We start from the raw sequence: 22,135 nt of genomic DNA, 5'->3' as shown, positions 1-22,135 counted from the left end.
TTTTTTGTATGAAAAGCCTTTTCCCCTTTCGGATTTGTGATAATATAAAGGGAAGATTAGCCGATTTGACTAGATAGACAGGCAAGTCAAGAACGAAAGGAGAAGAACACCATGGACGGACGGGTTCCCTCATTTCGCTCACGGGCAGGAAAGAAACGCCCACCGTCTCCTTGGGCATTTGTATTCATCTTCTTATTTTTCATGGGAATGTTGCTTGTCCTATTCTTGCAATCACCTTTAAGTAAAATACAAAGTATTGAGGTGACAGGTCATTCCTTGTTAACTGAGCAAGAAATCTTGAAAACTGCACAACTGGCTAAAGGGAAATCATATTTTAGTACAAGTCAGTCACAAGTGGAAGCAGCTTTAATTGCTTTACCCGAAGTGGATAAAGTGACGATTAAGAAAAGTTTCCCTAATGAGGTATACATAGAGGTTAAAGAAAAAAAGATCATCGCCGCATTTCAAACATCCTCTAAGCAACAATTTCACCCGATCTTGTCAGATGGAATGGTGTTAACTAAGCGGAAAGTTTCTGATCCGAAGGATGTACTGGTTTTTGTAGGATGGAATCAAAAGGACCAGATGTTCAAACAAGCAGTGAAGCAAGTTGCAGCTTTGCCAAGTTCAATGACAAGTGAACTGATGACCATTCAACCTGTTCAGGATCATCCTGATCAAGTGGAGATTCAAAGTAAACATGGGCATCAAATCTTTGTGAGAATTTCTGATTTGCATCTAAAGATGGGTTATTATCCTTCTTTTTCAAGACATCCTCACGGAACACTGTATCTTCTTGAGAGTATTTGGTTTTCCCCGTTGAAGGAATCAAATTAACATGGTATACCACTTTACTGGATCAAGGCTTGCATGATTCGTGTCACGCCTCTTTTTGAACTGTTTGGATGAGAAATTCGGCTCTAAGAGTAGTTAAGATAGATTAGTTGCTTGATAGCAACGAGTGATTTTGTTAATAATGGCAAAATATACAATTTACTAGTAAAGAAAAAATTGAGAGTGAAAAAGGGGAAACCTTGTTACCTGTTGAATATGGTTTGTAAGTGTTTTCCTTCTTTCCCTAATCATCATTTAATTGAAATGACCCTCGGGCAAAGGCAAGGAGGTGCCCAAGTTTGAACAATGAAGGGTATATCATCAGTTTAGATATCGGAACTTCTCAAGTTCGAGTGATTGTAGCAGAGGTAAACCCAGATGGTACCACACAAATCGTAGGTGTTGGAACGGCTGCATCAAAAGGGATGAAGAAGGGAGCCATCATCAATATCGACCAAGCAGTACAATCTATCCGTAAAGCGGTAGACCATGCTGAGCGGATGGTTGGGATAGAGATCTCTGAGGTCTATGTGGGTGTCACTGGAAATCATATTTCGTTACAATCTAGCCATGGGGTAGTCGCTGTATCAAGTGAAGATCGGGAAATTATTTATCATGATATCGATCGCGTGTTACAAGCAGCTCGAGTTATTGCCTTACCACCAGAGCGTGCGATGATTGAAGTGGTTCCTAAGCAGTTTATTGTAGATGGACTGGATGACATTCGTGATCCGCATGGAATGATTGGGGTTCGACTTGAAGTTGAAGCCATCATTGTCACGGGTGCAAAGACGATCATACATAATTTACTCCGTTGTGTACAAAAAGCTAATTTAAATATAGCTGGAATGGTTTTTTTACCGTTAGCGGTTAGTGAATTATGCTTATCGGCGGATGAGAAAAATTTAGGTGTGGTCATGGTAGATATTGGTGGAGGCACTACGACACTGACGGTATTCCAGCAGGGAAACCTCGCAGGTACGTCAGTCATTCCTGTTGGTGGTGAGTATATTACCAATGATATTGCGATTGGTCTACGTACTCAGACCGACTTGGCTGAGGAAATTAAATGCCAGCATGGAGTAGCAAGTAAAGATCATGCATCAATTAAGGATACATTTCAAGTACAAACGATTGGCACGAGTAGAGAAAGGAAAGTCACCCAACTAGAATTAGCACAAATTATTGAACCACGTGTCGAAGAGATGTTTCACTTGGTTCGGGAGCAAGTCAAATCCATGGGTTTTTCTGACGAACCCGCTGGTGGATATGTGTTGACTGGTGGTGTGATGGCGTTACCCCATATACTGGAAGTGTCACAAAAGCAATTAGGAACAGCCGTTCGTATTGCCACTCCACAACATATTGGTATGAAGGAGCCTTCATATACAGGTGGGATTGGGATGATTAAATATTTACAAAGGCGTGGTATTTCGCAAGTATCTGAACCAAGATCGGTTCACCCTCCCCGTCAGAAAAAACAGCGAGGACAGTCAACGTTTGAACGCGTAAAAAATTGGTTAAGTGAATTTATATAGAACGCGTTTGAGCTGAAGATACATCACTGAGATTAATAGAGTAATGGAGGGACAAATATGTTGGATTTTGTCTTAGATGTTGAAACAATTGCCCAGATTAAGGTGATTGGTGTGGGTGGTGGCGGTAGCAATGCGGTTAACCGTATGATTGAAGGTGGAGTACAAGGGGTCGAATTTATCGCCGTTAACACGGATGCGCAAGCACTTAATCGGTCAAAAGCACCTGTTCGTCTACAAATTGGAGAAAAGTTAACTCGTGGTTTAGGGGCAGGCGCTAAACCAGAAATTGGCAAAAAAGCAGCAGAGGAAAGTCGTGAACATCTCGAACAAGTGTTAAAAGGGGCTGATATGGTTTTTGTCACGGCTGGAATGGGCGGTGGAACGGGTACTGGAGCTGCTCCTGAAATTGCAGCAATTGCCCGTGATTTGGGAGCTCTCACTGTTGGAGTTGTGACAAAGCCATTTTCATTTGAAGGGAAAAAACGATCTAATCAAGCTGAAACAGGTGTAGCTGCTTTAAAAGAAAATGTAGATACATTAATCGTAATCCCCAATGATCGCCTCTTAGAAATTGTGGATAAAAACACACCGATGATTGCCGCTTTCCAAGAAGCAGATAATGTATTACGCCAGGGTGTTCAAGGGATTTCAGATTTAATTGCGGTTCCTGGTCTCATCAATCTGGACTTTGCCGATGTACGAACCATCATGACAGAAAGAGGATCTGCATTGATGGGAATCGGTTCGGCAACAGGAGAAAATCGTGCTACAGAAGCAGCTAAAAAGGCAATCTGTAGCCCACTATTGGAGACTTCCATTAATGGAGCACGTGGAGTTTTAATGAATATTACTGGTGGAGTGAATCTAAGTTTATATGAAGTGCACGAAGCAGCAGAAATTGTATCCTCAGCTTCAGACCCTGAGGTAAATATGATTTTTGGTGCTGTGATCAATGAAGAACTGAAAGACGAAATTATGGTGACGGTGATCGCTACAGGATTTGATCACAAAAAACAAGAAACAGCCAGTTCGAAACCACAATTTGGTATGAATGAAACACCTTCTCCCTCCTATGGTTCTGGGTTAACTACGTTTGGTGGGAGTAAAAAAGTACAATCTGACCCAACTCCCTCTCATTCTTTTGGTGATGATCTTGAAGTCCCTACATTTTTAAGAAATCGTATTGGGAAAAATAAGTAAGATGATGTAACCCACTGTGAATAGTATGTTGTGGGCTATGAAAAAAGTGAATGAGGCAATAGGATTCAGAGTAAAAAAGTTCATAAAACTAAAGTGAAAGGGATGTTTGTATATGAAACATCCCTTTATGATGAAAACACCACTTTTATAGGTGTTCAAGTCCACCACTATTTGTCCTAAATCTTTTGAGATGTTTCCCTTACAGGGGTAACATCTCTTTTTTTATAGACTAATAGGTTTATTGAGATCTCTGCTATTAGAAAATAGGAACCCTATTTGAACATTATTGGTTGGCGTTCGACGAAAAAAGCCAATCATTGCTGGCAAGTTTTGACAGACATTGCAATAGGATTACTATATACTAAACTCACTAAAACAGGAGGGGATCTATAGGTGGTTATTTATGCGGATCTTATTTTCCTCCTCAATGGATACATAGACTTTCTATTACTCTGGCTGACATCAGGGATTCGGAAGCAACAGACATCGATCTGGAGGCTAATCGCAGCCGCTATAATTGGTGGACTTTACTCCATGCTTCATCTCTGGCCTCATTTTGCTGTCGCTTATTTTTTACCGATCAAAATCTTGGTTTCTATGATTATGATTTGGGTTGCTTTTGGTTGGAATCACTTTCGCTCCTATATTCGTAATTTGGGTGTTTTTTATTTAGTTTGTTTTATTGCAGGTGGAGCTTTGATTGCGCTTCATTATGTAGTGAGTGGAGATAGTCAAGTAGCAGGGGGGATCTTTTTTACACAAACAGCAAATGGTTGGGGTTCTCCAGTCTCTTGGGGAATGATTATTGTCGGTTTTCCATTGGTATGGGCGTACACCCGATTTTCGTTTCGTTCTTTGGAAGAGCGTCGGAGAATCAATCAGTATCTTGCACCTGTTAAAATTCAACTCCAAGGAGATGAGATTGTTTGTACAGGATTGATTGATACTGGGAACCAGTTACGTGATCCAATCACACGAGCACCTGTCATGATGGTTGAGATTCAATCACTGGCTTCCCAACTACCTAATGAATTGATAGAGATGATTATGAAGAAAGATTGGGAGAATGGTTGGTTAGGACTGTCTACTGAATGGATGAAAAGAGTTCGGATTATTCCGTATCGCCCTGCGGGCAGAGACTTTGAGATGTTAATCGCGATCAAACCAGATCAGGTAGCGATTCAGCATGAGGATCAGTGGAATAAAGTAGAGAAAATTCTCATAGGTATAGATGTCGGGCGTATTTCGTCTGATGGGACATACCAAGCGATTATCCATCCATCTTGTGTATCATTTTAAAAAAGATAAGGGGGGCATATGCATGATCGTCAAGTGGAAATTACTCATCCAATTATTTTGGTATCGTCTATTAATCCAAATTGGATTAAAAGGTGAGGAAATCTATTACATTGGCGGCAGCGAAGCATTACCACCACCATTAACTCGTGAAGAAGAAGAGCATTTACTAGAGCGTTTACCCAAGGGAGATACAGCTGTCCGAGCTATGCTTATTGAGAGAAATCTTCGTCTTGTCGTTTATATCGCCCGCAAATTTGAGAATACGGGGATTAATATTGAAGATTTAGTCTCGATTGGTACGATTGGTCTCATTAAAGCTGTCAATACATTTGACCCGACGAAAAAGATTAAGCTTGCTACCTATGCTTCTCGTTGTATCGAAAATGAAATTCTCATGTTTCTACGACGAAATAATAAGATTCGCTCAGAAGTATCGATTGATGAACCTCTCAATACGGATCTAGATGGAAATGAACTATTGTTATCAGATGTGCTAGGGACGGAGACTGATACGATCTATCGGGATATTGAAGATGAAGTAGATAAAAAAATACTACGCACAGCTCTCTCAAACTTGTCTGATCGCGAGCGGAAAATCATGGAATTACGCTTTGGATTAGATGGTGGAGAAGAAAAAACACAAAAAGATGTTGCGGATCTACTAGGGATTTCTCAATCCTATATTTCACGTTTGGAAAAGAGAATCATTAAGAGATTGCGTAAAGAATTCAATAAAATGGTTTAATTTCATGTCCATTATAAATTTTCCTCCTCAGGAGATACTTAACAATAATTCATCCTGAGGAGGGGAATTCATGGCGCGAAATAAAGTGGAAATATGCGGTGTAGACACATCTAAGCTCCCTGTACTCAAAAATTTAGAGATGCGTGAATTGTTCACGGAATATCAAGCTGGTGACCGTACAGCCCGAGAAAAATTAGTCAACGGAAACCTTCGCCTAGTTCTTAGTGTCATTCAACGTTTCAATAATCGGGGGGAGTGTGTGGATGATCTGTTTCAAGTCGGTTGTATCGGTTTAATGAAGGCGATCGACAATTTTGATTTAGGTCAAAATGTGAAGTTTTCCACTTACGCAGTGCCCATGATTATCGGAGAGATAAGGCGCTACTTAAGGGATAATAATCCAATACGTGTCTCTCGCTCATTGAGAGATATTGCATATAAAGCTCTTCAAGTAAGAGATAGTCTGACCAATCGTCATTCGCGTGAACCAACGATTCATGAGATCTCGAAAGTTTTAAATGTCCCCAAAGAAGATGTAGTCTTTGCGTTGGATGCAATTCAAGATCCAGTCTCCTTATTTGAACCCGTTTATCAAGATGGTGGAGACCCCATTTTTGTGATGGATCAGTTAAGTGATGAGAAAACAAAAGATATGCAATGGGTCGAAGAAATTGCTTTGAAGGAAGCCATGGGAAGGTTAAATGATCGGGAAAAAATGATCTTATCTATGCGCTTTTTTGAAGGAAAAACACAAATGGAAGTGGCTGATGAAATCGGAATCTCTCAGGCACAAGTATCCCGATTAGAAAAGGCTGCGATCCAACAAATGCATAAGTTTGTGCATTAAAATCTTGAACAGAAGCAAAGGATAACTCAAGCGAGGGCTGTGCAAAATAAACAAAAAGTTCTTTGAGTGAAATGGGTCAATGAACTTCGTTGACTGATTAATGCTGAATTAAATCTTCACCACGCTTAGTCACCATAGTTTAAGAAGTGTGGGAACTATGGTGACAAGTGCTCGAAGATGAATTGGATTGGACAATGATATATAATGATTTTTTCACCCGATTACTAAAGATGTGATTGGGTTTTTTATATTGATGGTGTAATACTTCTGATTTGAACGAGATTAATTTCAAATTTATAACGATTATACAAAAAATTATAAAAACCTATTCCTATTTCGTAATAATTAGATTAAAATGGGATTTATTATATAGACGAGGTGAATGAAACAAGTGATAAAAGTGCATTCCATTTTTATGTGTGTATTGGTTATAAGTTTATTGAATGGATGTTCTTTTCTTTCATTGGGCGATCCATCAGATCCTAAGAATTCAGACTTACCTCAAAAAGCAGCCACTACTGTTGATGGGATGATTAAAGAAGGTCCTGGAAAATTTGCTGGAGATAATTTCGATGAGAAAAAAGTAAAAGCAGAACTACTTAAATTCCCGAATGATTTAACAGCGGATGAAGTTTACGACAGGCTGATCTGGTTATTTGCAGAAGATTATGAAGCGATCGTGAAAGAAGCGGATGCATTAAAGCCTCAATTTACAATTAGTAAATTGGGAGACTATGACCCCAATACTCAGGAACCAGCAGAATTATTAAAACCTAGAGATGAAAAGAAACCGACTCAAATTGCTATTGTAATTGATGCCAGTGGAAGTATGGCGGGAAAGGTCAATGGAAAGGTGAAGATGGATGAGGCTCAAAGGGCAGTTCGAGAGTTCGCCAGCTCTTTACCTGAACAGACCAAGGTGTCATTACGAGTTTATGGACATCTGGGAAGCAATCAAGAAAAAGATAAAGCGATTTCTTGTGCAAGTACCGAAGAAATATATGCATTGAGTAAATATGAATCAAACTCTTTTGAGTCAGCGGTGAATCAATTACGCCCTGTCGGTTGGACACCTCTTGCTGCTGCGATTCGAGGAGCAGGCGAAGATTTGCGGAAGGATCACATAGGGGCGAATAATATTGTTTATGTAGTTAGTGATGGGTTAGAAACTTGTGGTGGAGATCCAGTTAAAGAAGCACAGGCTTTACATCAGTCAGATGTAAAAGCGGTTGTAAATATCATTGGATTTGATCTCGATGCTAAGAGTAAACAGGTTTTAGAAGAAGTAGCGAAAGCAGGAGGGGGGTCATTTACTTCAGCTAATTCTAGCGATGAGATCAGGAAACAAATGAAGCCTAAGTTTGATATTTGGCGCTCCAATGACATTACCCATTGGAAGTTGCGTAATTTGAGCTCATTACATGAACAAGAAGAAGAACATAGGAAAAAAATATACAAGTTAACTCATTGGTTTACGAACCATGGGGAAAGTAAATTTCTTGTGGCTCGAGAGCGGGAGAAAGAACGGATTAAGTGGGCACTTCAATTTCTCGGAGAGAACCAGAAGATCTCAAAAGAATTTGCCAGTGAGTTTGGTGAGGTATATAAAAAAGCTCAAAATCGGTTCATCTTGCTTGATGAATATCGGGATCAATTACAGTCAAGGAAAATCGAAGAAATGGAAAAGGAAAAAAGAAAACTTTACGACAAAGTTTTGGAGATCGAAAAGATTGAAAAGCAAAAAGTCTACGATTTAAAAAATTAATAATTGATCAAAAAGAATGTTGTCATGACCAGTCACAGATGTTGTGGCTGTTTTTTTTACATCGAAGGTGAGAGACTCCATAAATCAAAGAGCATTTCTTGATCAAGATGCTATAGTTCTTGTACATTTCCGCCTTTTTTGACATATACATATAACAAGACAGAGAGGAACTGGGGGGGAGATTAGTGAAAATTTCTGAATTACAGGCCAAAGATGTAGTGAATATTGCTGATGGACGAAAGTTAGGGCAAATTCATGACTTGGAACTAGACTTGCGACAGGGGACCATTCGGTCGATTGTCATTCCGAGTGAAATGAAGCTATTTGGCTGGTTTTCTAATGGTCAAGAGTGGGTGATCCCTTGGAAACAAATCGTGAAAATTGGTTCAGATGTGATTCTGGTTCGTTTAGAAAGCAAATTTGAAGAATATCAGGGAACACGCCTTCCTACTGGAGAAGGACATAAGTAGAACTTTGTCAATGGTCAAAGATATGGTAATATGATCAATGGAGGGGAGTGTATGGAACCATTTAAATATCGAGACACGTCACCGATTCCCTGTTTTTTCCTTGAGAGGTGGGAAAAGGAATTTCCGCATCTGGTTGTTGGGTTTAGTGCACGTCGTAAGGACGAAGATCTCAATCAACGAAATTATGCCTTTCATGTAGGCGATCGACCAGATATGGTAGTCGAAAATCGCAAACAGTTGCTTGATCAAGTAGGGATGTCTATAGAGTCTTGGACATGTGGGGAACAAGTTCATGGCATTGATCTGCAACTTGTTACTTCTACTGACCGGGGAAAAGGAAACTTCACACGGGACACTGCTTTTTCAGATACAGATGGATTGATCACTAAAGAAGAAAATGTTTTACTTGCATCTTATTACGCTGATTGTGTCCCGCTTTATTTTTACAGTCCAGATCTGGATTTGATTGGTGTAGCACATGCTGGGTGGAAGGGGACAGTTCAAGGCATGGCTGTGCGAATGGTGCGAAAGTTAGAGGAATTAGGAGCTGACCCTAAGACCCTTCATGTAGCCATTGGACCTTCCATTGATCAATGTTGTTACGAGGTAGATGAGCGAGTGATGAATGCTGTGCATCAAGCCCTTCCCGATGACATTCAAGCTCATCAAGAAGTTTTGATCAGCACAAAACAGGGAAAATGGCAACTTGATCTTCGTAAAACTAATGTTAAGCTATTACAAAGAGTAGGTGTGCTAGAAAGGAACATCTTGGTAACCACTTGGTGTACAAGCTGTGACCAAGATTATTTCTACTCTCATCGCCGTGATCAAGGACGGACAGGGCGGATGGTTGCATTTATCGGAAAAAAGGAAAGGGGATCTTGATGGGCGAATTAATTCAACGGTGGGAACATATTCAGCAAAGAATTCATCAAGCATGTCACCGAGTCGGTCGAGATTCAAATGAAGTTCAAGTCGTAGCAGTGACAAAATATGTAGATTTGGAAACGACTCAGCACGTACTTGATTTGGGTTTGGACCATATTGGTGAAAGTCGGGTTCAAGATGCAATACCCAAATGGAACATGCTTGGTCAACGGGGGACATGGCATTATATCGGACATCTACAGAGAAATAAAGCAAAGGAAGTCGTTGGGAGATTTAAATATGTTCATTCCCTAGACCGTTATTCGCTTGCGGAGGAAATCGAACGAAGAAATCAACTTCAACAGACTAAAACTTCTTGTTTTATTCAGGTAAATGTTTCCGGTGAAGAGTCTAAATTTGGAATTTCTCCGAGCGAATTAGAAGATTTTTCAATAGAGATGGCGAATTTCTCTTCTATTGAGGTTGCTGGGTTGATGACAATGGCACCGATTGTGGACAAGCCCGAAGAAGTGCGACCTGTTTTTCGAGAACTAAAGAACTTACAACAGAAATTACAAGGACTCAACCATCCCCGGTTATCTGTCCCACATTTATCGATGGGTATGTCACAAGACTTTGAGATTGCGATTGAAGAAGGTGCAACATGGATTCGTCTAGGCTCACTGCTAGTAGGTAAAGGACAACGGGGAGGTTAAAGAGTTAAGGAGGCGGTTTCAATGACACTGATGAATAGAATTATGGGGTATTTTGGTGCTAATGATGATGAGGACCAATATGAAGAACATGTGGATTCAGGACAGGCTATTTCTTCTCAACCCAAATCGAGAGGAAATGTAGTCTCACTGCATACGCAGAAAAACATTCGTTTAGTGTTATATGAGCCAAGAGCTTATGAAGATGCTCAGGAAATCGCCGATAATTTAAAAAGTCATCGCCCCGTCGTCGTTAATCTTCAGAGAGTTCGTAGAGACCAAGCTATGCGGGTTGTGGACTTTTTGAGTGGTACCGTTTATGCTTTAGGTGGACAAATAAACAAATTGGGTCCGCATATTTTTATCTGTACACCAGCCAATGTCGATATTCATGGAACGATCACAGAAATCATGCAAGACGATTGAGAAACAGATTGAGGTGACCGGATTCCGATGTTAATTTTTATGATTGTTAGTTGGGCGTTTAATATTTACAGTATGTTGATTTTCATTTACATCTTACTTTCGTGGTTGCCCAATGTACAGGGCTCCCCAGTTGGTCAATTGATCGGTCGAGTCGTAGAACCTTATTTAGCAGTGTTTCGTAGATTTATCCCGCCTTTAGGAATGATTGATTTGTCCCCGATCGTTGCGTTATTAGCGTTGAGATTTATTCATAGTGGGGTTCTTTATCTTATGAGTATGATATTCGGGATGATCATGTCATGAAACCCTTAGATTCTACGATTATGGCTCATTTCCGACAAGAGGAACGGCCTTTTGTAGAACGGTGCTCCGATTGGATCGAACGCTCAATGACTCGTTATCAACCTATAGTCACACCTTTTTTAGACCCAAGAGAACAACACATTTTGGAAACTCTAATTCGTAGACAAATAGAAGTCGTTTTTTTCAAGAATGGGGGTTTTCCTACTGCTGAGCGAAGTCGTGTTGTCTTGGGACCTGATTATCTAAATGAAGAGCCAGAACTATTTCAGCTCTCTTTTCTTCGGATGGAAACAACAAGTGGAAAAATGTTAGAACATCCGGATGTATTAGGATCATTGTTGGGATTAGGGTTGAAAAGAGAAAAAATAGGTGATATCCTTCCACATGATCAAGGTTGTGATGTGGTAATCGTAGGTGAGTTAAGTGAATTTATCCGCATGCATCTCACACAAGTGGGTAAAGAACATGTGACTCTTCGAGAGATTTCACATGAAGATCTGCTTATATTTCAACCAGTTATGACACTTCGTACTGTTACTGTCGTTTCATTACGTGTAGATGCGTTAATTTCAGAAGGATTTCGTCTTTCTCGAACTAAAGCGACAGCGTTAATTAAGAGTGGAAAGTGCAAAGTGAACTGGAAAGTAGTGGAACAGCCAAGTTTTACTATTCAAGAGGGTGACATGATTTCGATCAGAGGTTATGGGCGTTTGCAATTGAAAACACTAGATAGAATAACAAAAAAAGGTAGAAAAATGGTCGAAATTGCGTCATACCGTTAATCCACAAGTTACCTATATTCGGTATACTATAGAATTTAAGAAGGATATTTGGTAATATTGTCGAATAGAAAAGAATGCATTTTAACCAGGAGGTGCGGATTATGCCGCTAACACCTTACGATATACACAATAAGGAGTTTAAGAGATCCTTTCGTGGATACGATGTTGATGAAGTCAATGACTTCCTTGACCAGATTATTAAAGACTTTGAATTACTTACTAGGGAAAAACTAGAATTAGAACAGCAGGTGGAAGATCTGCAAGCGGAACTGGAGCGGGTCATGGAAGGCGAGGCCATGTACCAAACAGGACCACAGACACCTATGCCACCAGCTCCACCACAGGCTTCAATGCCACCAGCACCACCACAACATCAATTACAACCTCGTTTTGCTCAGCCTGAACCAATGAATGCGCTACAACCTTCTGTGGCTGCTTTAAGTTCTATGGAACAAAGTATTCACAAGTCTATTCGTGTAGCACAGGAAGTGGCAGAAGAGGTTCGTTTAAATGCTAAAAAAGAAGCTGAGTTAATCCTTCAAGAAGCTGAGAAAAATGCGGATCGGATCATCAACGAGGCATTACAAAAAGCTCGTTCTATTCATACCGAGTTGTTGGATCTCAAACAAAAAGCGACTGTTTACCGTGCTCGGTTCCGCACTTTGGTTCAGTCTCATATGGATATTCTAGAAAACACTGATTGGGAATCGCTCGAAGAATTGGAAACGAATTTGGAAGAGCGTGGAAAACAGTTGGAGCAGTATGCAAATCACAATCAAGATCCAACATTGCTTTTGGATCATAATCAAGGACCTGATTTCCAACAACACAATGATTTCCAGCAACATAATGATTTCCAACAACACAATGATTTTCATACACAACAGCTTGACTTTAGAAACACAGCTTTAAACACTGGCTTAGGAAATGGAATGAATCATTTAGATGAGTCTAATTCTATGGACGAAGTATCTGCTACGTATATAGAAGATGAAGATGAGCCACCACGCGAAATACAAAGAAGAACTTCACGTAAACTTAAGAAAAAAGCGATGTTTTAATGTATAAAGTGTTTCACAAATGTGAATGATTTTGTGTATAATATTTAAACAATCGTTATAGGGTAAAGGTTAGGAAAGGGAAGAGTAGGTAGAAGGGCTCGTGTTCAGCGAATTAGGGAGGGTGTAAGCCTAATCCGAGTTTCTATCGAAAATCACCCTGGAACTGTCACCTGAAACTGGAGTAAGGTCGACCGCGTCATCCACGTTACGGATGGTAGAGTGGATTTGATACACAGGTGTGTGATGTCAAACCATTAGGGTGGTACCGCGGGAAACCTTCTCGTCCCTAGAGGATGTAGAAGGTTTTTTGTTTTGTATTAATAAGTTCTCGAAAGATGGCTCCATGTTTTCTACGATTGTAGCTACTGTTATTACTAGATCATTCAACAACTAAATGAAGTAAGAGGAGTGAAATGGATGGCTGACTACGGAAAAACATTAAACCTTCCGAAAACAGATTTTCCGATGAGAGGAAATCTTCCTAAGCGTGAGCCTGATCTACAAAAATGGTGGGATGAGATTGATATCTATGGTCAGGTTCAGGAAAAACGACAAGGGAACCCTAAATTTATTTTGCATGATGGCCCTCCGTATGCAAATGGAAATCTTCATATTGGGCATGCACTCAACAAAACGATTAAAGACTTTATCGTCCGCTACAAATCTTTGAAAGGTTTTGACGCACCTTATGTTCCAGGATGGGATACACACGGACTTCCTATTGAGCATGCTGTGGTAACCAAGAAAAAGGTAAACCGCAAAGATACAAATCCGGTTCAGTTTCGTGATTTGTGTAAAGAGTATGCCCTTTCCTATGTAGATGAACAACGTAAACAATGTAAACGTTTTGGAGTCCGTGGGGATTGGGAAAATCCTTATATCACCTTACAACCTGAATATGAAGCGGAACAGATTCGTCTTTTTGGAGAAATGGTGAAAAAAGGACATATTTATCGTGGGAAAAAGGCTATTTATTGGTCTCCAACATCTGAATCGGCGTTAGCTGAGGCAGAGATTGAGTACTATGATAAACGCTCCCCATCTATTTACGTCCTCTTCCCGGTTAAAGATGGAAATGGAGTTTTCGCTGAGGAAAACAGTTATGTATTGATTTGGACAACGACCCCTTGGACGATTCCCTCGAATATGGCGATCGCTTTAAATGAAGATTTAGATTATAGCCTGGTTCAAGTGGGAGACCGTAAACTACTCATGGCGAACGACCTCGTTGATAAGGTAATGCAAGAAGTTGGCATCGAAGACTACGAGATTCTTTCTAGTTATAAAGGAAATGAATTAGCAGGCGTTGTTTGTAACCATCCACTGTATGATCGGGAAAGCCCTATTGTTTTTGGTGATCATGTTACTTTGGATGCAGGTTCGGGTTGTGTACATACCGCACCTGGACATGGGGAAGAAGATTTCTATGTAGGGAAAAAACATAATTTAGATATTCTTTGCCCGATTGATGATAAAGGATACTTCACAGCTCAAGCTCCTGGTTTTGAAGGTTTATTCTATGAAGATGGGAATAAAAAAGTAACTGAAAAACTAAATGAATTGGGCTTATTGTTGAAGCTAACCTTTATTAATCACCAATACCCACATGATTGGCGTACTAAGAAACCAGTCATCTTTCGAGCAACGGAACAATGGTTTGCTTCCATTGATCGCTTCCGCCAAGCGATGCTTGATGAAATTAAAAAAGTGCATTGGGTCAATCCATGGGGTGAAGTTCGTTTACAAAATATGATTGCTGACCGTGGGGATTGGTGTATTTCGAGACAGCGAATCTGGGGTGTACCGTTACCCATCTTTTATTGCGGAAAATGTGGTCATCCACATATTAATGATGAGACAATCGATTATATCGCTCATTTATTTACGAAAGAAGGCTCTACTGTATGGTATGCCAAGGAAGCAGATGAGTTGATGCCTTCTGGTCAACAATGTGAAAAATGTCAGGGTGATCAGTTCCGCAAAGAAACAGATACGATGGATGTGTGGTTTGACTCTGGCAGTAGTCATCGAGCTGTTTTAGAGCAGCGGGAAGGTCTTAGCTGGCCTGCTGATCTTTATATGGAAGGTTCTGACCAGTATCGGGGATGGTTTAACTCTTCACTCTCTACAGCTGTGGCAACGAAAGGGAAAGCTCCTTACAAAGAAGTATTAAGTCATGGCTTTGTCCTAGATGGAGAAGGTCGTAAGATGTCCAAGTCTCTAGGAAACGTCGTAGAGCCGATCAAAGTGATTAACCAGTATGGAGCAGATATTCTTCGTTTGTGGGTATCTTCCGTTGATTATCAATCAGATGTACGTATCTCAGATGAGATTATCAAGCAAACGGCAGAAGGGTATCGCAAACTTCGTAATACTTTCCGTTTCTTGTTGGGAAATTTGAACGGCTTTGATCCTGTCACAGACCAAGTTACAGTAGCTGAGTTAACTGAATTGGATCGCTATGCTTTATCACAATTACAGCAACTGATCGATCGAGTCTCTAAAGCCTTCGATCAGTATGAGTTTCACCAAGTATATGGTCAAATCCACCATTTCTGTACCGTATTTTTGAGCCAGTTTTATTTAGATGTGTTAAAAGATCGGTTATATGTGTTACCGACTGATTCACCGATCCGGCGGTCTGCACAGACAGTCCTATATGAAACTTTGGTCTCTCTAGTGCAAATGGTTAGTCCCCTTATCCCACATACCGCAGATGAGGTGTGGAAACATATTCAGGGAGTGAATGAAGTAAGTGTTCAACTCTCTAACTTCCCTGAGGTGAATCAATCTTATGTTGATCCAGAACTTGAACAGAAATGGGGTCAATTATTGGAAGTGCGTGATGAGGTTCTTAAGGCCTTAGAAGAAGCACGTGCAGGCAAAGTGATTGGTAATTCATTAGGAGCAGCTGTGGAATTAACACCAGCTCAAGCGACTGCAAGTCTTTTACAACAAGCGGACGAGCTAGATCAACTATTTATTGTCTCTCAAGTAAAGGTAAATCCAGCTTCTTCAGAGGTTTCTGAAGAGCAAAGAGTAATTGTAAAAGTAACTCCTGCTGATGGAGAAAAATGTGATCGTTGTTGGGTTGTTTCACCTTCTGTCGGTGAACATGAAAACCACCCGACTTTATGTGATCGTTGCGCTTCAATTGTTAATGAGATGGGGATTGATCAACCCCCTGTTAAATCTTAAGCAGATCAAAAGCTTGGCATCATTGATGCCAAGCTTTTGATATTCTATATAGGAATTTGATTTACCTAAAGTAAAAAAACACGTACTCACTAGGGATAATGAGTACTTGGCTTGAGATTGTTACTTGTTTTTGTGCTTTTTATATTGACTATATCTTTTGGTTTGTTTTTTCCATCGGCTTTTTTCTTCCGATTGTAGACGTTTATTACCTTTTCGCTCGAAGAAGGCAAGCTCACGTTGTAATTTAAGGTAACTAGCAAAGCGTTCTTGGGTCAAACTTCCTTCTTGGATCGCAACTTGGACTGCACAACCAGGTTCATTTTGGTGAGAGCAATTCATAAAGCGGCATGCTTTAGATATTACATCGATATCTTGAAATGTTGAGTCCAATCCAGTATCTGACTCCCAAAGTTGCAACTCACGCATACCTGGTGTGTCAATAATACAACCGCCTTGAGGTAGAGGAACAAGTTCACGATGGGTGGTGGTATGTTTTCCTTTACCATCTTGTTCACGAATGGTCTGAACGGCGAGATGTTCCTTTCCGATCAGTTTATTAGAGAGGGTTGACTTCCCAACTCCGGATGAACCGAGTAAGGCGATGGTTTGCCCAGGCTTTAGATAATCATACAGTTTCTCAAGTCCAACCCCAAATTCAGCACTGATCACATGGATCGGAGCACTGATGGCAATCGCTTCTACTTGGTTGCGCTTTTCTTCAACATCATCACACAGATCAGACTTACTAAGTACGATGACGGGACTAGCTCCACTTTCCCAAGTCATCACTAGATAGCGCTCTAATCTTCTCAGATTAAAGTCTTGATTAAGTGCATGAACTAAGAAGACGGTATCTACATTAGTGGCAACCAATTGTACATCATTGGATGTTCCAGCTGCTTTGCGGGTGAATTGACTTCCACGTGGCATAATAGAATGAATGGTACCTTTTTGTTCATCCGCTTGCACGGTTAAAGCAACCCAATCGCCCACGCATGGGAAATCAATACGGTCTAGAGATTCATATCTAAATCTTCCTGAAACAGGGGCCAACACTTCTCCATGTTTGGTCATGACCCGGTATAAACGTTTATGTTCTAATAAGATTCTCCCCACTTCAAGACCTTGTGAGGTAGTCTCATTTGCAAACTGTTCAACTTGTTGATTCCAACCATATGAAAGTAAATTCAATAGGATTCCTCCTTGTGGGTTTGCCCACAGGGAATCCGCCTTTTTCTGTAACAGAAACCCTGTGGTTAGTGATTGACAACCTTAATTCCAGCAATCATCATTGTTCTCATATGACATCACTCCTTTTAAATTGAAGCATTTCAAAATTTCAACTTTGAAATGACTTGTAGACAGGGTTTGATTGGTTATTGTGAGAGTGACCCCACTTTTTTATGTGGAATCATTTTATATACAATAACTCTTTTTTGAAAAACTTACATAAATAGATTACCACAAGCTCCCTCTAATTGAGAACATGAATTTTTCACGTTCAGGATAGGCTAATTTTCAAATGGTCTTTGAAGGTGAGATTGAATGAAATTACAAGAATGAGGGTGTTTTTATGGATACGCAACAACGGCAACAGTTATATCAACAATTAATGCAGGAGAAACAGCAGTTGGAACAACGATTACGCCAAACAGATCATTATGGATTAGAAGAGTCTATGAGTGACTCCATTGGTGAGTTGTCTGGTTATGATAATCATCCCGCTGACTTGGGCTCAGAGATGTTTGAACGTGGCAAAGATTTGGCTCTTAATGACGCAGATGAACACCATCTTGAAGAGGTCAACGCTGCTATTCAACGGATGGAACAAGGGGAGTATGGAATTTGTAAGGTTTGTCATCAAGAAATCCCTTTTGAAAGATTAGAAGCAGTTCCAGCAGCTGAGTATTGTATTGAACATCATCCTGAGCAGCATTCTTCGATCCGTCGACCTGTAGAGGAGAAAGTAATTGGTTACCGACAATATTTTAGAGATGGAACAGATTATAATGCGTATGATGGTGAAGATGCATGGCAAGAAGTGGAGCGGTATGGAACATCCAATCCTCCCGATTTTTTTAGAGAAGGACGTAATTATAATGAATTAGTGATTGATCAGGATGAGCAACGCGGATATGTTGATTTAACTGAAGGGTTTTCAATTACTGATCTTCAAGGACAAAGTGATGAAATCACAGAGATTACTCATACTGATACTTATCAAAGAAAAGAAAAAGAAGAACAATTAGAAGACGAGGATTTGGACTTCATCGGTGAGGAAGGATATGATCGTCCGTAGCTTGTTTGAAAGTTATTGGCATGCTACAATCAGGTGAATAAAAGTTGCAAACGGGTACTCGGAAAGACAGGAGGAACCATTTTGAGATATTATTGGATCGCTTTGTTTATTCTGATTGTAGACCAAGGGACCAAGTGGTTTGTTGTCAAAAAAATGTCGTTATATGAATCCATTGCGATCATTGATCAATTTTTTTATTTTACCTCACATCGCAATCGTGGAGCGGCATTTGGTATTTTACAAAATCAACAATGGCTTTTTATCGTCATTACCTTTGTTGTGATTGGGATTATTGTATATTACTTATGGCAATTAAAAAATAAACACCCATGGATGTCTTTTGCATTTGCTTCTATTTTAGGGGGAGCTATTGGAAATCTGATCGATCGAATCCGAACAGGAGAAGTGGTTGACTTTTTCCATTTTCAATTTGGTTCTTATCATTATCCGATCTTTAATGTGGCCGATTCAGCAATTGTAATTGGAGTGACGATCTTAGTAATTATTACTTTGTTCCATTCTGAAAAAGAAACTGAGTCGCCAGAATCTATCTCTGGAGTGAGGGACTCATAATGGAAGAAAGCTTAAAGAATACAGAAATATACGAATGGGACGTAGATGAGGAACGGACGGGAGAGCGGATCGATAAAGCGATTGTTGATTATTATTCAGAATGGTCACGAGCTCGTGTGCAAGACTGGATTCGTGATGGGAGAATCACCGTCAATCATCAAGCGAAAAAGGGAAATTATCGACTTAAAATGGGGGATCACATTCAGATCCAAGTTCCGAACGAGGAAGAGTTACAAGTTGAAGCGGAACCTTTCCCACTAGATATACGGTATGAAGACGAAGATGTGTTGGTAGTAAATAAACCAAGAGGGATGGTTGTTCATCCAGGTCCAGGAAACGATTCTGGAACGTTGGTCAATGCATTACTCGCTCATTGTGGGGAGCATTTATCTACCATGGGTGGTGTGACACGTCGAGGGATTGTTCATCGAATTGATAAGGATACATCAGGGTTATTAATGGTTGCAAAAAATGATGAAGCCCATGAATCCCTTGTTTCTCAATTGAAAGAGCATTCCGTAGAGCGAATCTATCTAGCTGTCGTTCTGGGAATAATCCCCCATGAACATGGAACCATTGATGCACCTATTGGAAGAGATCCTCATCATCGTCAACGAATGGCGGTAGTACATCAGAATAGTAAACATGCAGTTACTCACTTTTCGGTTCGTGAGCGTTTTGCCCAAACCACATCTGTAGAATGCCGCTTGGAAACAGGGAGAACCCATCAGATTCGGGTACATATGAAATCTATTGGCTTTCCTCTTGTGGGTGATCCAGTCTATGGACCTAAAAAAAATACTTACTCTATTGAAGGTCAAGCCTTACATGCCCAAGTGATTGGTTTTAAACATCCACGAACAGGTGAACAAATTCGAGTAGAAGCAGAGTTACCTGAGGATATGGAGCGGTTAATCCAAAATTTACGTATGAAAAAATAAATTGTTTTCATTGACAAGCTATACATGGAGTGTAATAATAAATCCAATGATGAATGAACCTTTAAATCAGTCCAGAGAGACTGGCAAGGGCACGGATCATGATCGATATGGGCTACCCGTTTAACGAGTAACCTTCTAGGCGTGTGCTTCTTGTCCAGCTGGATGAGAAGCCTTTTTTATGCCCAGTTGTTGAGATGAATCAAAGGTGGTGGTCATGTAAATGGCAAAAACAATCATGGATGAGTCTGCGATCCGGCGTGCACTAACTCGAATTGCTCATGAAATCTTGGAGCGAAATAAAGGTGTAGAAGATTGTCTTCTCATTGGAATTAAAACCAGAGGTGTTCATGTAGCCAAGCGATTAGCAGAACGAATTTATCAAATTGAAGGATGTTCGATTCCGATTGCTGAATTAGATATCACTTTATACCGTGATGACCTGACTGAAAAACATACTCATCCAGAAATCAAAGAAACCAATATTCCTAGTATCAATGGTAAAAAAGTGATTCTCGTGGATGATGTGATTTTTACAGGGCGAACCGTTCGAGCTGCGATGGATGCCTTGATTGATTTAGGAAGACCTCAAATGATTCAATTAGCTGTGTTAATTGATCGGGGTCATCGAGAGTTACCTATTCGTCCTGATTACGTTGGTAAAAATGTACCTACCTCCAAAGATGAGATTGTTTCTGTGATGCTGACTGAAGTGGATGTATCAGATGAAGTTACGATTAAAATAAAATGATCCCTTTTAAAGGCGGTCCCGAGAGGCCGACAAAGGGTGCGCGTTTTTGCTGTGTCTAAAACTGCGTCTCTTTGTCGAATAGGCAAAGAGATTTTTTTATGCCTACAGTTTGTTGTAACAACCCTTAACCAAAAAGGAGAAATGAAAATGAAAAATAAGTTAATCCTAATGGATGTAGATGAACGTCCAAAACTTATAAAATGGATTGCTTTAAGCTTTCAACACCTATTTGCCATGTTTGGTGCCACGATTTTAGTTCCGATGTTAACAGGATTAAGCCCAGCGATCGCCCTCATGTCTAGTGGAATCGGAACTCTTGCTTATTTGATTGTCACAAGAGGAAAAATCCCTTCCTACTTGGGTTCTTCATTTGCCTTCATCGTTCCCATCATTACAGTCTCCCAAGGTGGTAAACATTTAGGCGACGCCTTATTCGCTTGTCTTCTTGTCGGTTTCATGTATGGTTTTGTGGCTCTGATCGTCTATCGATTTGGTGTGAAGTGGTTAGATCACATCTTGCCCCCTGTGGTGATTGGCTCAGTCGTTATCGTGATCGGATTAGCATTAGCAGGTGTGGCAGTTGATATGGCTAGCAAAACTGATATGGTACAACCGATGCCCACTAACTCAGCAGAATGGAGTCAAGTGACGGATACAGTAAAAAATGTAGATACAGATAAAAAAGAGATTACTGTCCATGTGTATTCACTCAAACATTTTGGAGTCGCTCTTGCAACATTGGCCATTGCTATTATCGCTAACTTATTCTTCCGAGGATTTTTAAGTATCATCCCGATTTTAATTGGAATTATAGGTGGATACATTGTCGCTTATCTCACAGGATTAGTTGATCTGACTCCTGTCTATCAAGCAAGCTGGCTCGCATTACCAACTTTTACGACACCAACGGTTTCATGGAAAGCAGCCCTAGTGATCTTGCCAGTTACCTTAGTTGTACTGGCTGAACATATTGGGCACTTGATCGTAACTGGAAATATAATGGGACGTGATCTGACGAAAGATCCTGGACTTCATCGTTCTCTCTTAGGAGATGGAATCGCTACCTCCATCGCTGCTTTAATCGGAGGACCTCCAACGACGACCTATGGTGAAAATATTGGAGTGATGGCAATCACACGGATTTTTAGTGTCTGGGTGATTGGAGGTGCAGCAGTACTAGCTATTAGCTTCTCCTTTGTAGGAAAGCTATCTGCTCTCATTTCAACGATTCCAGCGCCTGTGATGGGGGGAGTTTCCATCCTGTTATTTGGAATTATCGCTTCTGCAGGTTTACGGATGTTGATTGAAAATAAAATCGACTTAAGTATTCGCCGGAATCTTATTATTTCAGCTGTAATCCTTGTGATTGGAATTGGTGGAGCTGTTCTGCGGTTTGCCAATATTCACCTAGAGTTAGAAGGAATGGCTTTAGCAACTGTTGTTGGGATTCTCTTAAACCTTATCTTGCCCAAAGATGCAAGTGAAACTGATCCCGTTACTGGGGAAGAAAGCTTGGCTTAGAGAAT

21 protein-coding genes, 1 pseudogene and 1 other annotated feature are annotated in these 22,135 nt (G+C 40.3%); of the genes and pseudogenes, 21 read left to right on the top strand and 1 reads right to left on the bottom strand.

Annotation, left to right across the window (positions count from 1 at the left end; genetic code table 11):
* The first annotated feature begins 111 nt into the window (after window positions 1-111).
* The 16 genes and pseudogenes from EDD58_RS06300 to ileS all read left to right on the top strand — a co-directional run bounded on the left by EDD58_RS06300 (window position 112) and on the right by ileS (window position 16,048).
* Window positions 112-837 carry a cell division protein FtsQ/DivIB gene (locus tag EDD58_RS06300; protein ID WP_131924017.1) on the top strand — a complete coding sequence of 242 codons (726 nt, stop codon included), beginning with the start codon at window positions 112-114 and terminating at the stop codon, window positions 835-837.
* A gap of 296 nt (window positions 838-1,133) precedes the next feature.
* On the top strand, window positions 1,134-2,372 hold the full coding sequence (gene ftsA, locus EDD58_RS06295) for a cell division protein FtsA (RefSeq protein ID WP_131924016.1): 1,239 nt from the start codon (window positions 1,134-1,136) through the stop codon (window positions 2,370-2,372).
* A gap of 57 nt (window positions 2,373-2,429) precedes the next feature.
* A complete protein-coding gene (gene ftsZ / locus EDD58_RS06290; protein WP_131924015.1) occupies window positions 2,430-3,572 on the top strand; it encodes a cell division protein FtsZ in 1,143 nt (380 codons plus the stop codon).
* 393 nt (window positions 3,573-3,965) lie between these two features.
* A complete protein-coding gene (gene spoIIGA / locus EDD58_RS06285) occupies window positions 3,966-4,871 on the top strand; it encodes a sigma-E processing peptidase SpoIIGA (protein WP_131924014.1) in 906 nt (301 codons plus the stop codon).
* Window positions 4,872-4,893: 22 nt separating this feature from the next.
* Window positions 4,894-5,616, top strand: a complete 723-nt coding sequence (gene sigE, locus EDD58_RS06280; RefSeq protein WP_131924013.1) for an RNA polymerase sporulation sigma factor SigE — start codon at window positions 4,894-4,896, stop codon at window positions 5,614-5,616.
* A gap of 70 nt (window positions 5,617-5,686) precedes the next feature.
* The gene (gene sigG / locus EDD58_RS06275; RefSeq protein WP_131924012.1) at window positions 5,687-6,463 is read left to right on the top strand and encodes an RNA polymerase sporulation sigma factor SigG; all 777 of its coding nucleotides are present in this window, start codon (window positions 5,687-5,689) and stop codon (window positions 6,461-6,463) included.
* Window positions 6,464-6,926: 463 nt separating this feature from the next.
* The gene (locus EDD58_RS06270) at window positions 6,927-8,228 is read left to right on the top strand and encodes a VWA domain-containing protein (protein ID WP_165875838.1); all 1,302 of its coding nucleotides are present in this window, start codon (window positions 6,927-6,929) and stop codon (window positions 8,226-8,228) included.
* Between the two features lie 185 nt (window positions 8,229-8,413).
* Window positions 8,414-8,698 carry a YlmC/YmxH family sporulation protein gene (locus tag EDD58_RS06265; protein WP_131924010.1) on the top strand — a complete coding sequence of 95 codons (285 nt, stop codon included), beginning with the start codon at window positions 8,414-8,416 and terminating at the stop codon, window positions 8,696-8,698.
* Window positions 8,699-8,749: 51 nt separating this feature from the next.
* Window positions 8,750-9,583 carry a peptidoglycan editing factor PgeF gene (gene pgeF, locus EDD58_RS06260; protein WP_165875837.1) on the top strand — a complete coding sequence of 278 codons (834 nt, stop codon included), beginning with the start codon at window positions 8,750-8,752 and terminating at the stop codon, window positions 9,581-9,583.
* The gene (locus tag EDD58_RS06255) at window positions 9,583-10,281 is read left to right on the top strand and encodes a YggS family pyridoxal phosphate-dependent enzyme (protein WP_131924008.1); all 699 of its coding nucleotides are present in this window, start codon (window positions 9,583-9,585) and stop codon (window positions 10,279-10,281) included. Before pgeF ends, EDD58_RS06255 begins: the two co-directional genes overlap by 1 nt.
* Window positions 10,282-10,302: 21 nt before the next feature.
* Window positions 10,303-10,704: a cell division protein SepF gene (locus EDD58_RS06250; RefSeq protein ID WP_131924007.1), complete on the top strand. Its 402-nt coding sequence runs from the start codon at window positions 10,303-10,305 to the stop codon at window positions 10,702-10,704.
* 27 nt (window positions 10,705-10,731) lie between these two features.
* A complete protein-coding gene (locus EDD58_RS06245; protein WP_131924006.1) occupies window positions 10,732-11,007 on the top strand; it encodes a YggT family protein in 276 nt (91 codons plus the stop codon).
* On the top strand, window positions 11,004-11,789 hold the full coding sequence (locus EDD58_RS06240; RefSeq protein ID WP_131924005.1) for a YlmH family RNA-binding protein: 786 nt from the start codon (window positions 11,004-11,006) through the stop codon (window positions 11,787-11,789). Before EDD58_RS06245 ends, EDD58_RS06240 begins: the two co-directional genes overlap by 4 nt.
* Before the next feature lie 101 nt (window positions 11,790-11,890).
* Window positions 11,891-12,070, top strand: a pseudogene (locus tag EDD58_RS06235) (DivIVA domain-containing protein); the annotation flags it as partial.
* On the top strand, window positions 12,071-12,850 hold the full coding sequence (locus EDD58_RS06230; protein WP_131924463.1) for a DivIVA domain-containing protein: 780 nt from the start codon (window positions 12,071-12,073) through the stop codon (window positions 12,848-12,850).
* Window positions 12,851-12,912: 62 nt separating this feature from the next.
* Window positions 12,913-13,141 (top strand) — a binding site (T-box leader).
* 126 nt (window positions 13,142-13,267) lie between these two features.
* On the top strand, window positions 13,268-16,048 hold the full coding sequence (gene ileS / locus EDD58_RS06225; RefSeq protein WP_131924004.1) for an isoleucine--tRNA ligase: 2,781 nt from the start codon (window positions 13,268-13,270) through the stop codon (window positions 16,046-16,048).
* Window positions 16,049-16,168: 120 nt separating this feature from the next.
* Here the strand turns inward: ileS and rsgA are convergent, their stop codons facing one another.
* Complete coding sequence (rsgA, locus tag EDD58_RS06220) at window positions 16,169-17,239, bottom strand: ribosome small subunit-dependent GTPase A (RefSeq protein WP_131924003.1); 1,071 nt, start codon at window positions 17,237-17,239, stop codon at window positions 16,169-16,171.
* 382 nt (window positions 17,240-17,621) lie between these two features.
* Here rsgA and EDD58_RS06215 point away from each other — a divergent pair, with 382 nt between their 5' ends.
* From EDD58_RS06215 to uraA, 5 genes are all read left to right on the top strand, one after another.
* Window positions 17,622-18,347, top strand: coding sequence for a TraR/DksA C4-type zinc finger protein (locus tag EDD58_RS06215; RefSeq protein ID WP_131924002.1), 726 nt, complete (start codon window positions 17,622-17,624; stop codon window positions 18,345-18,347).
* A gap of 81 nt (window positions 18,348-18,428) precedes the next feature.
* A complete protein-coding gene (gene lspA, locus EDD58_RS06210) occupies window positions 18,429-18,920 on the top strand; it encodes a signal peptidase II (RefSeq protein ID WP_131924001.1) in 492 nt (163 codons plus the stop codon).
* Window positions 18,920-19,861 (top strand): RluA family pseudouridine synthase, encoded by a 942-nt coding sequence (locus EDD58_RS06205; protein WP_131924000.1) that lies wholly within the window; start codon window positions 18,920-18,922, stop codon window positions 19,859-19,861. Before lspA ends, EDD58_RS06205 begins: the two co-directional genes overlap by 1 nt.
* Window positions 19,862-20,081: 220 nt before the next feature.
* Window positions 20,082-20,609 (top strand): bifunctional pyr operon transcriptional regulator/uracil phosphoribosyltransferase PyrR, encoded by a 528-nt coding sequence (pyrR, locus tag EDD58_RS06200; RefSeq protein WP_131923999.1) that lies wholly within the window; start codon window positions 20,082-20,084, stop codon window positions 20,607-20,609.
* 147 nt (window positions 20,610-20,756) lie between these two features.
* Window positions 20,757-22,130, top strand: a complete 1,374-nt coding sequence (gene uraA / locus EDD58_RS06195) for a uracil permease (protein ID WP_131923998.1) — start codon at window positions 20,757-20,759, stop codon at window positions 22,128-22,130.
* The last annotated feature ends 5 nt before the right edge of the window (window positions 22,131-22,135 follow it).

Origin of the sequence: Hazenella coriacea (genome assembly GCF_004341825.1) — a bacterium.
Lineage (GTDB): Bacteria > Bacillota > Bacilli > Thermoactinomycetales > Thermoactinomycetaceae > Hazenella > Hazenella coriacea.
Note: the sequence above shows the minus strand (reverse complement) of the source record. Positions and strands in the feature narration are given on the sequence as shown.

Excerpts from the sequence above, each read along its gene's own strand:
- sigE (WP_131924013.1), top strand. The coding sequence starts at position 4,894 with ATGATCGTCAAGTGGAAATTACTCATCCAATTATTTTGGTATCGTCTA.
- ftsZ (WP_131924015.1), top strand. The coding sequence starts at position 2,430 with ATGTTGGATTTTGTCTTAGATGTTGAAACAATTGCCCAGATTAAGGTG.
- EDD58_RS06245 (WP_131924006.1), top strand. The coding sequence starts at position 10,732 with ATGTTAATTTTTATGATTGTTAGTTGGGCGTTTAATATTTACAGTATG.
- EDD58_RS06230 (WP_131924463.1), top strand. The coding sequence starts at position 12,071 with ATGGAAGGCGAGGCCATGTACCAAACAGGACCACAGACACCTATGCCA.
- uraA (WP_131923998.1), top strand. The coding sequence starts at position 20,757 with ATGAAAAATAAGTTAATCCTAATGGATGTAGATGAACGTCCAAAACTT.
- EDD58_RS06205 (WP_131924000.1), top strand. The coding sequence starts at position 18,920 with ATGGAAGAAAGCTTAAAGAATACAGAAATATACGAATGGGACGTAGAT.
- EDD58_RS06255 (WP_131924008.1), top strand. The coding sequence starts at position 9,583 with ATGGGCGAATTAATTCAACGGTGGGAACATATTCAGCAAAGAATTCAT.
- pgeF (WP_165875837.1), top strand. The coding sequence starts at position 8,750 with ATGGAACCATTTAAATATCGAGACACGTCACCGATTCCCTGTTTTTTC.
- EDD58_RS06240 (WP_131924005.1), top strand. The coding sequence starts at position 11,004 with ATGAAACCCTTAGATTCTACGATTATGGCTCATTTCCGACAAGAGGAA.
- EDD58_RS06300 (WP_131924017.1), top strand. The coding sequence starts at position 112 with ATGGACGGACGGGTTCCCTCATTTCGCTCACGGGCAGGAAAGAAACGC.
- EDD58_RS06215 (WP_131924002.1), top strand. The coding sequence starts at position 17,622 with ATGGATACGCAACAACGGCAACAGTTATATCAACAATTAATGCAGGAG.
- sigG (WP_131924012.1), top strand. The coding sequence starts at position 5,687 with ATGGCGCGAAATAAAGTGGAAATATGCGGTGTAGACACATCTAAGCTC.
- pyrR (WP_131923999.1), top strand. The coding sequence starts at position 20,082 with ATGGCAAAAACAATCATGGATGAGTCTGCGATCCGGCGTGCACTAACT.
- ileS (WP_131924004.1), top strand. The coding sequence starts at position 13,268 with ATGGCTGACTACGGAAAAACATTAAACCTTCCGAAAACAGATTTTCCG.
- EDD58_RS06250 (WP_131924007.1), top strand. The coding sequence starts at position 10,303 with ATGACACTGATGAATAGAATTATGGGGTATTTTGGTGCTAATGATGAT.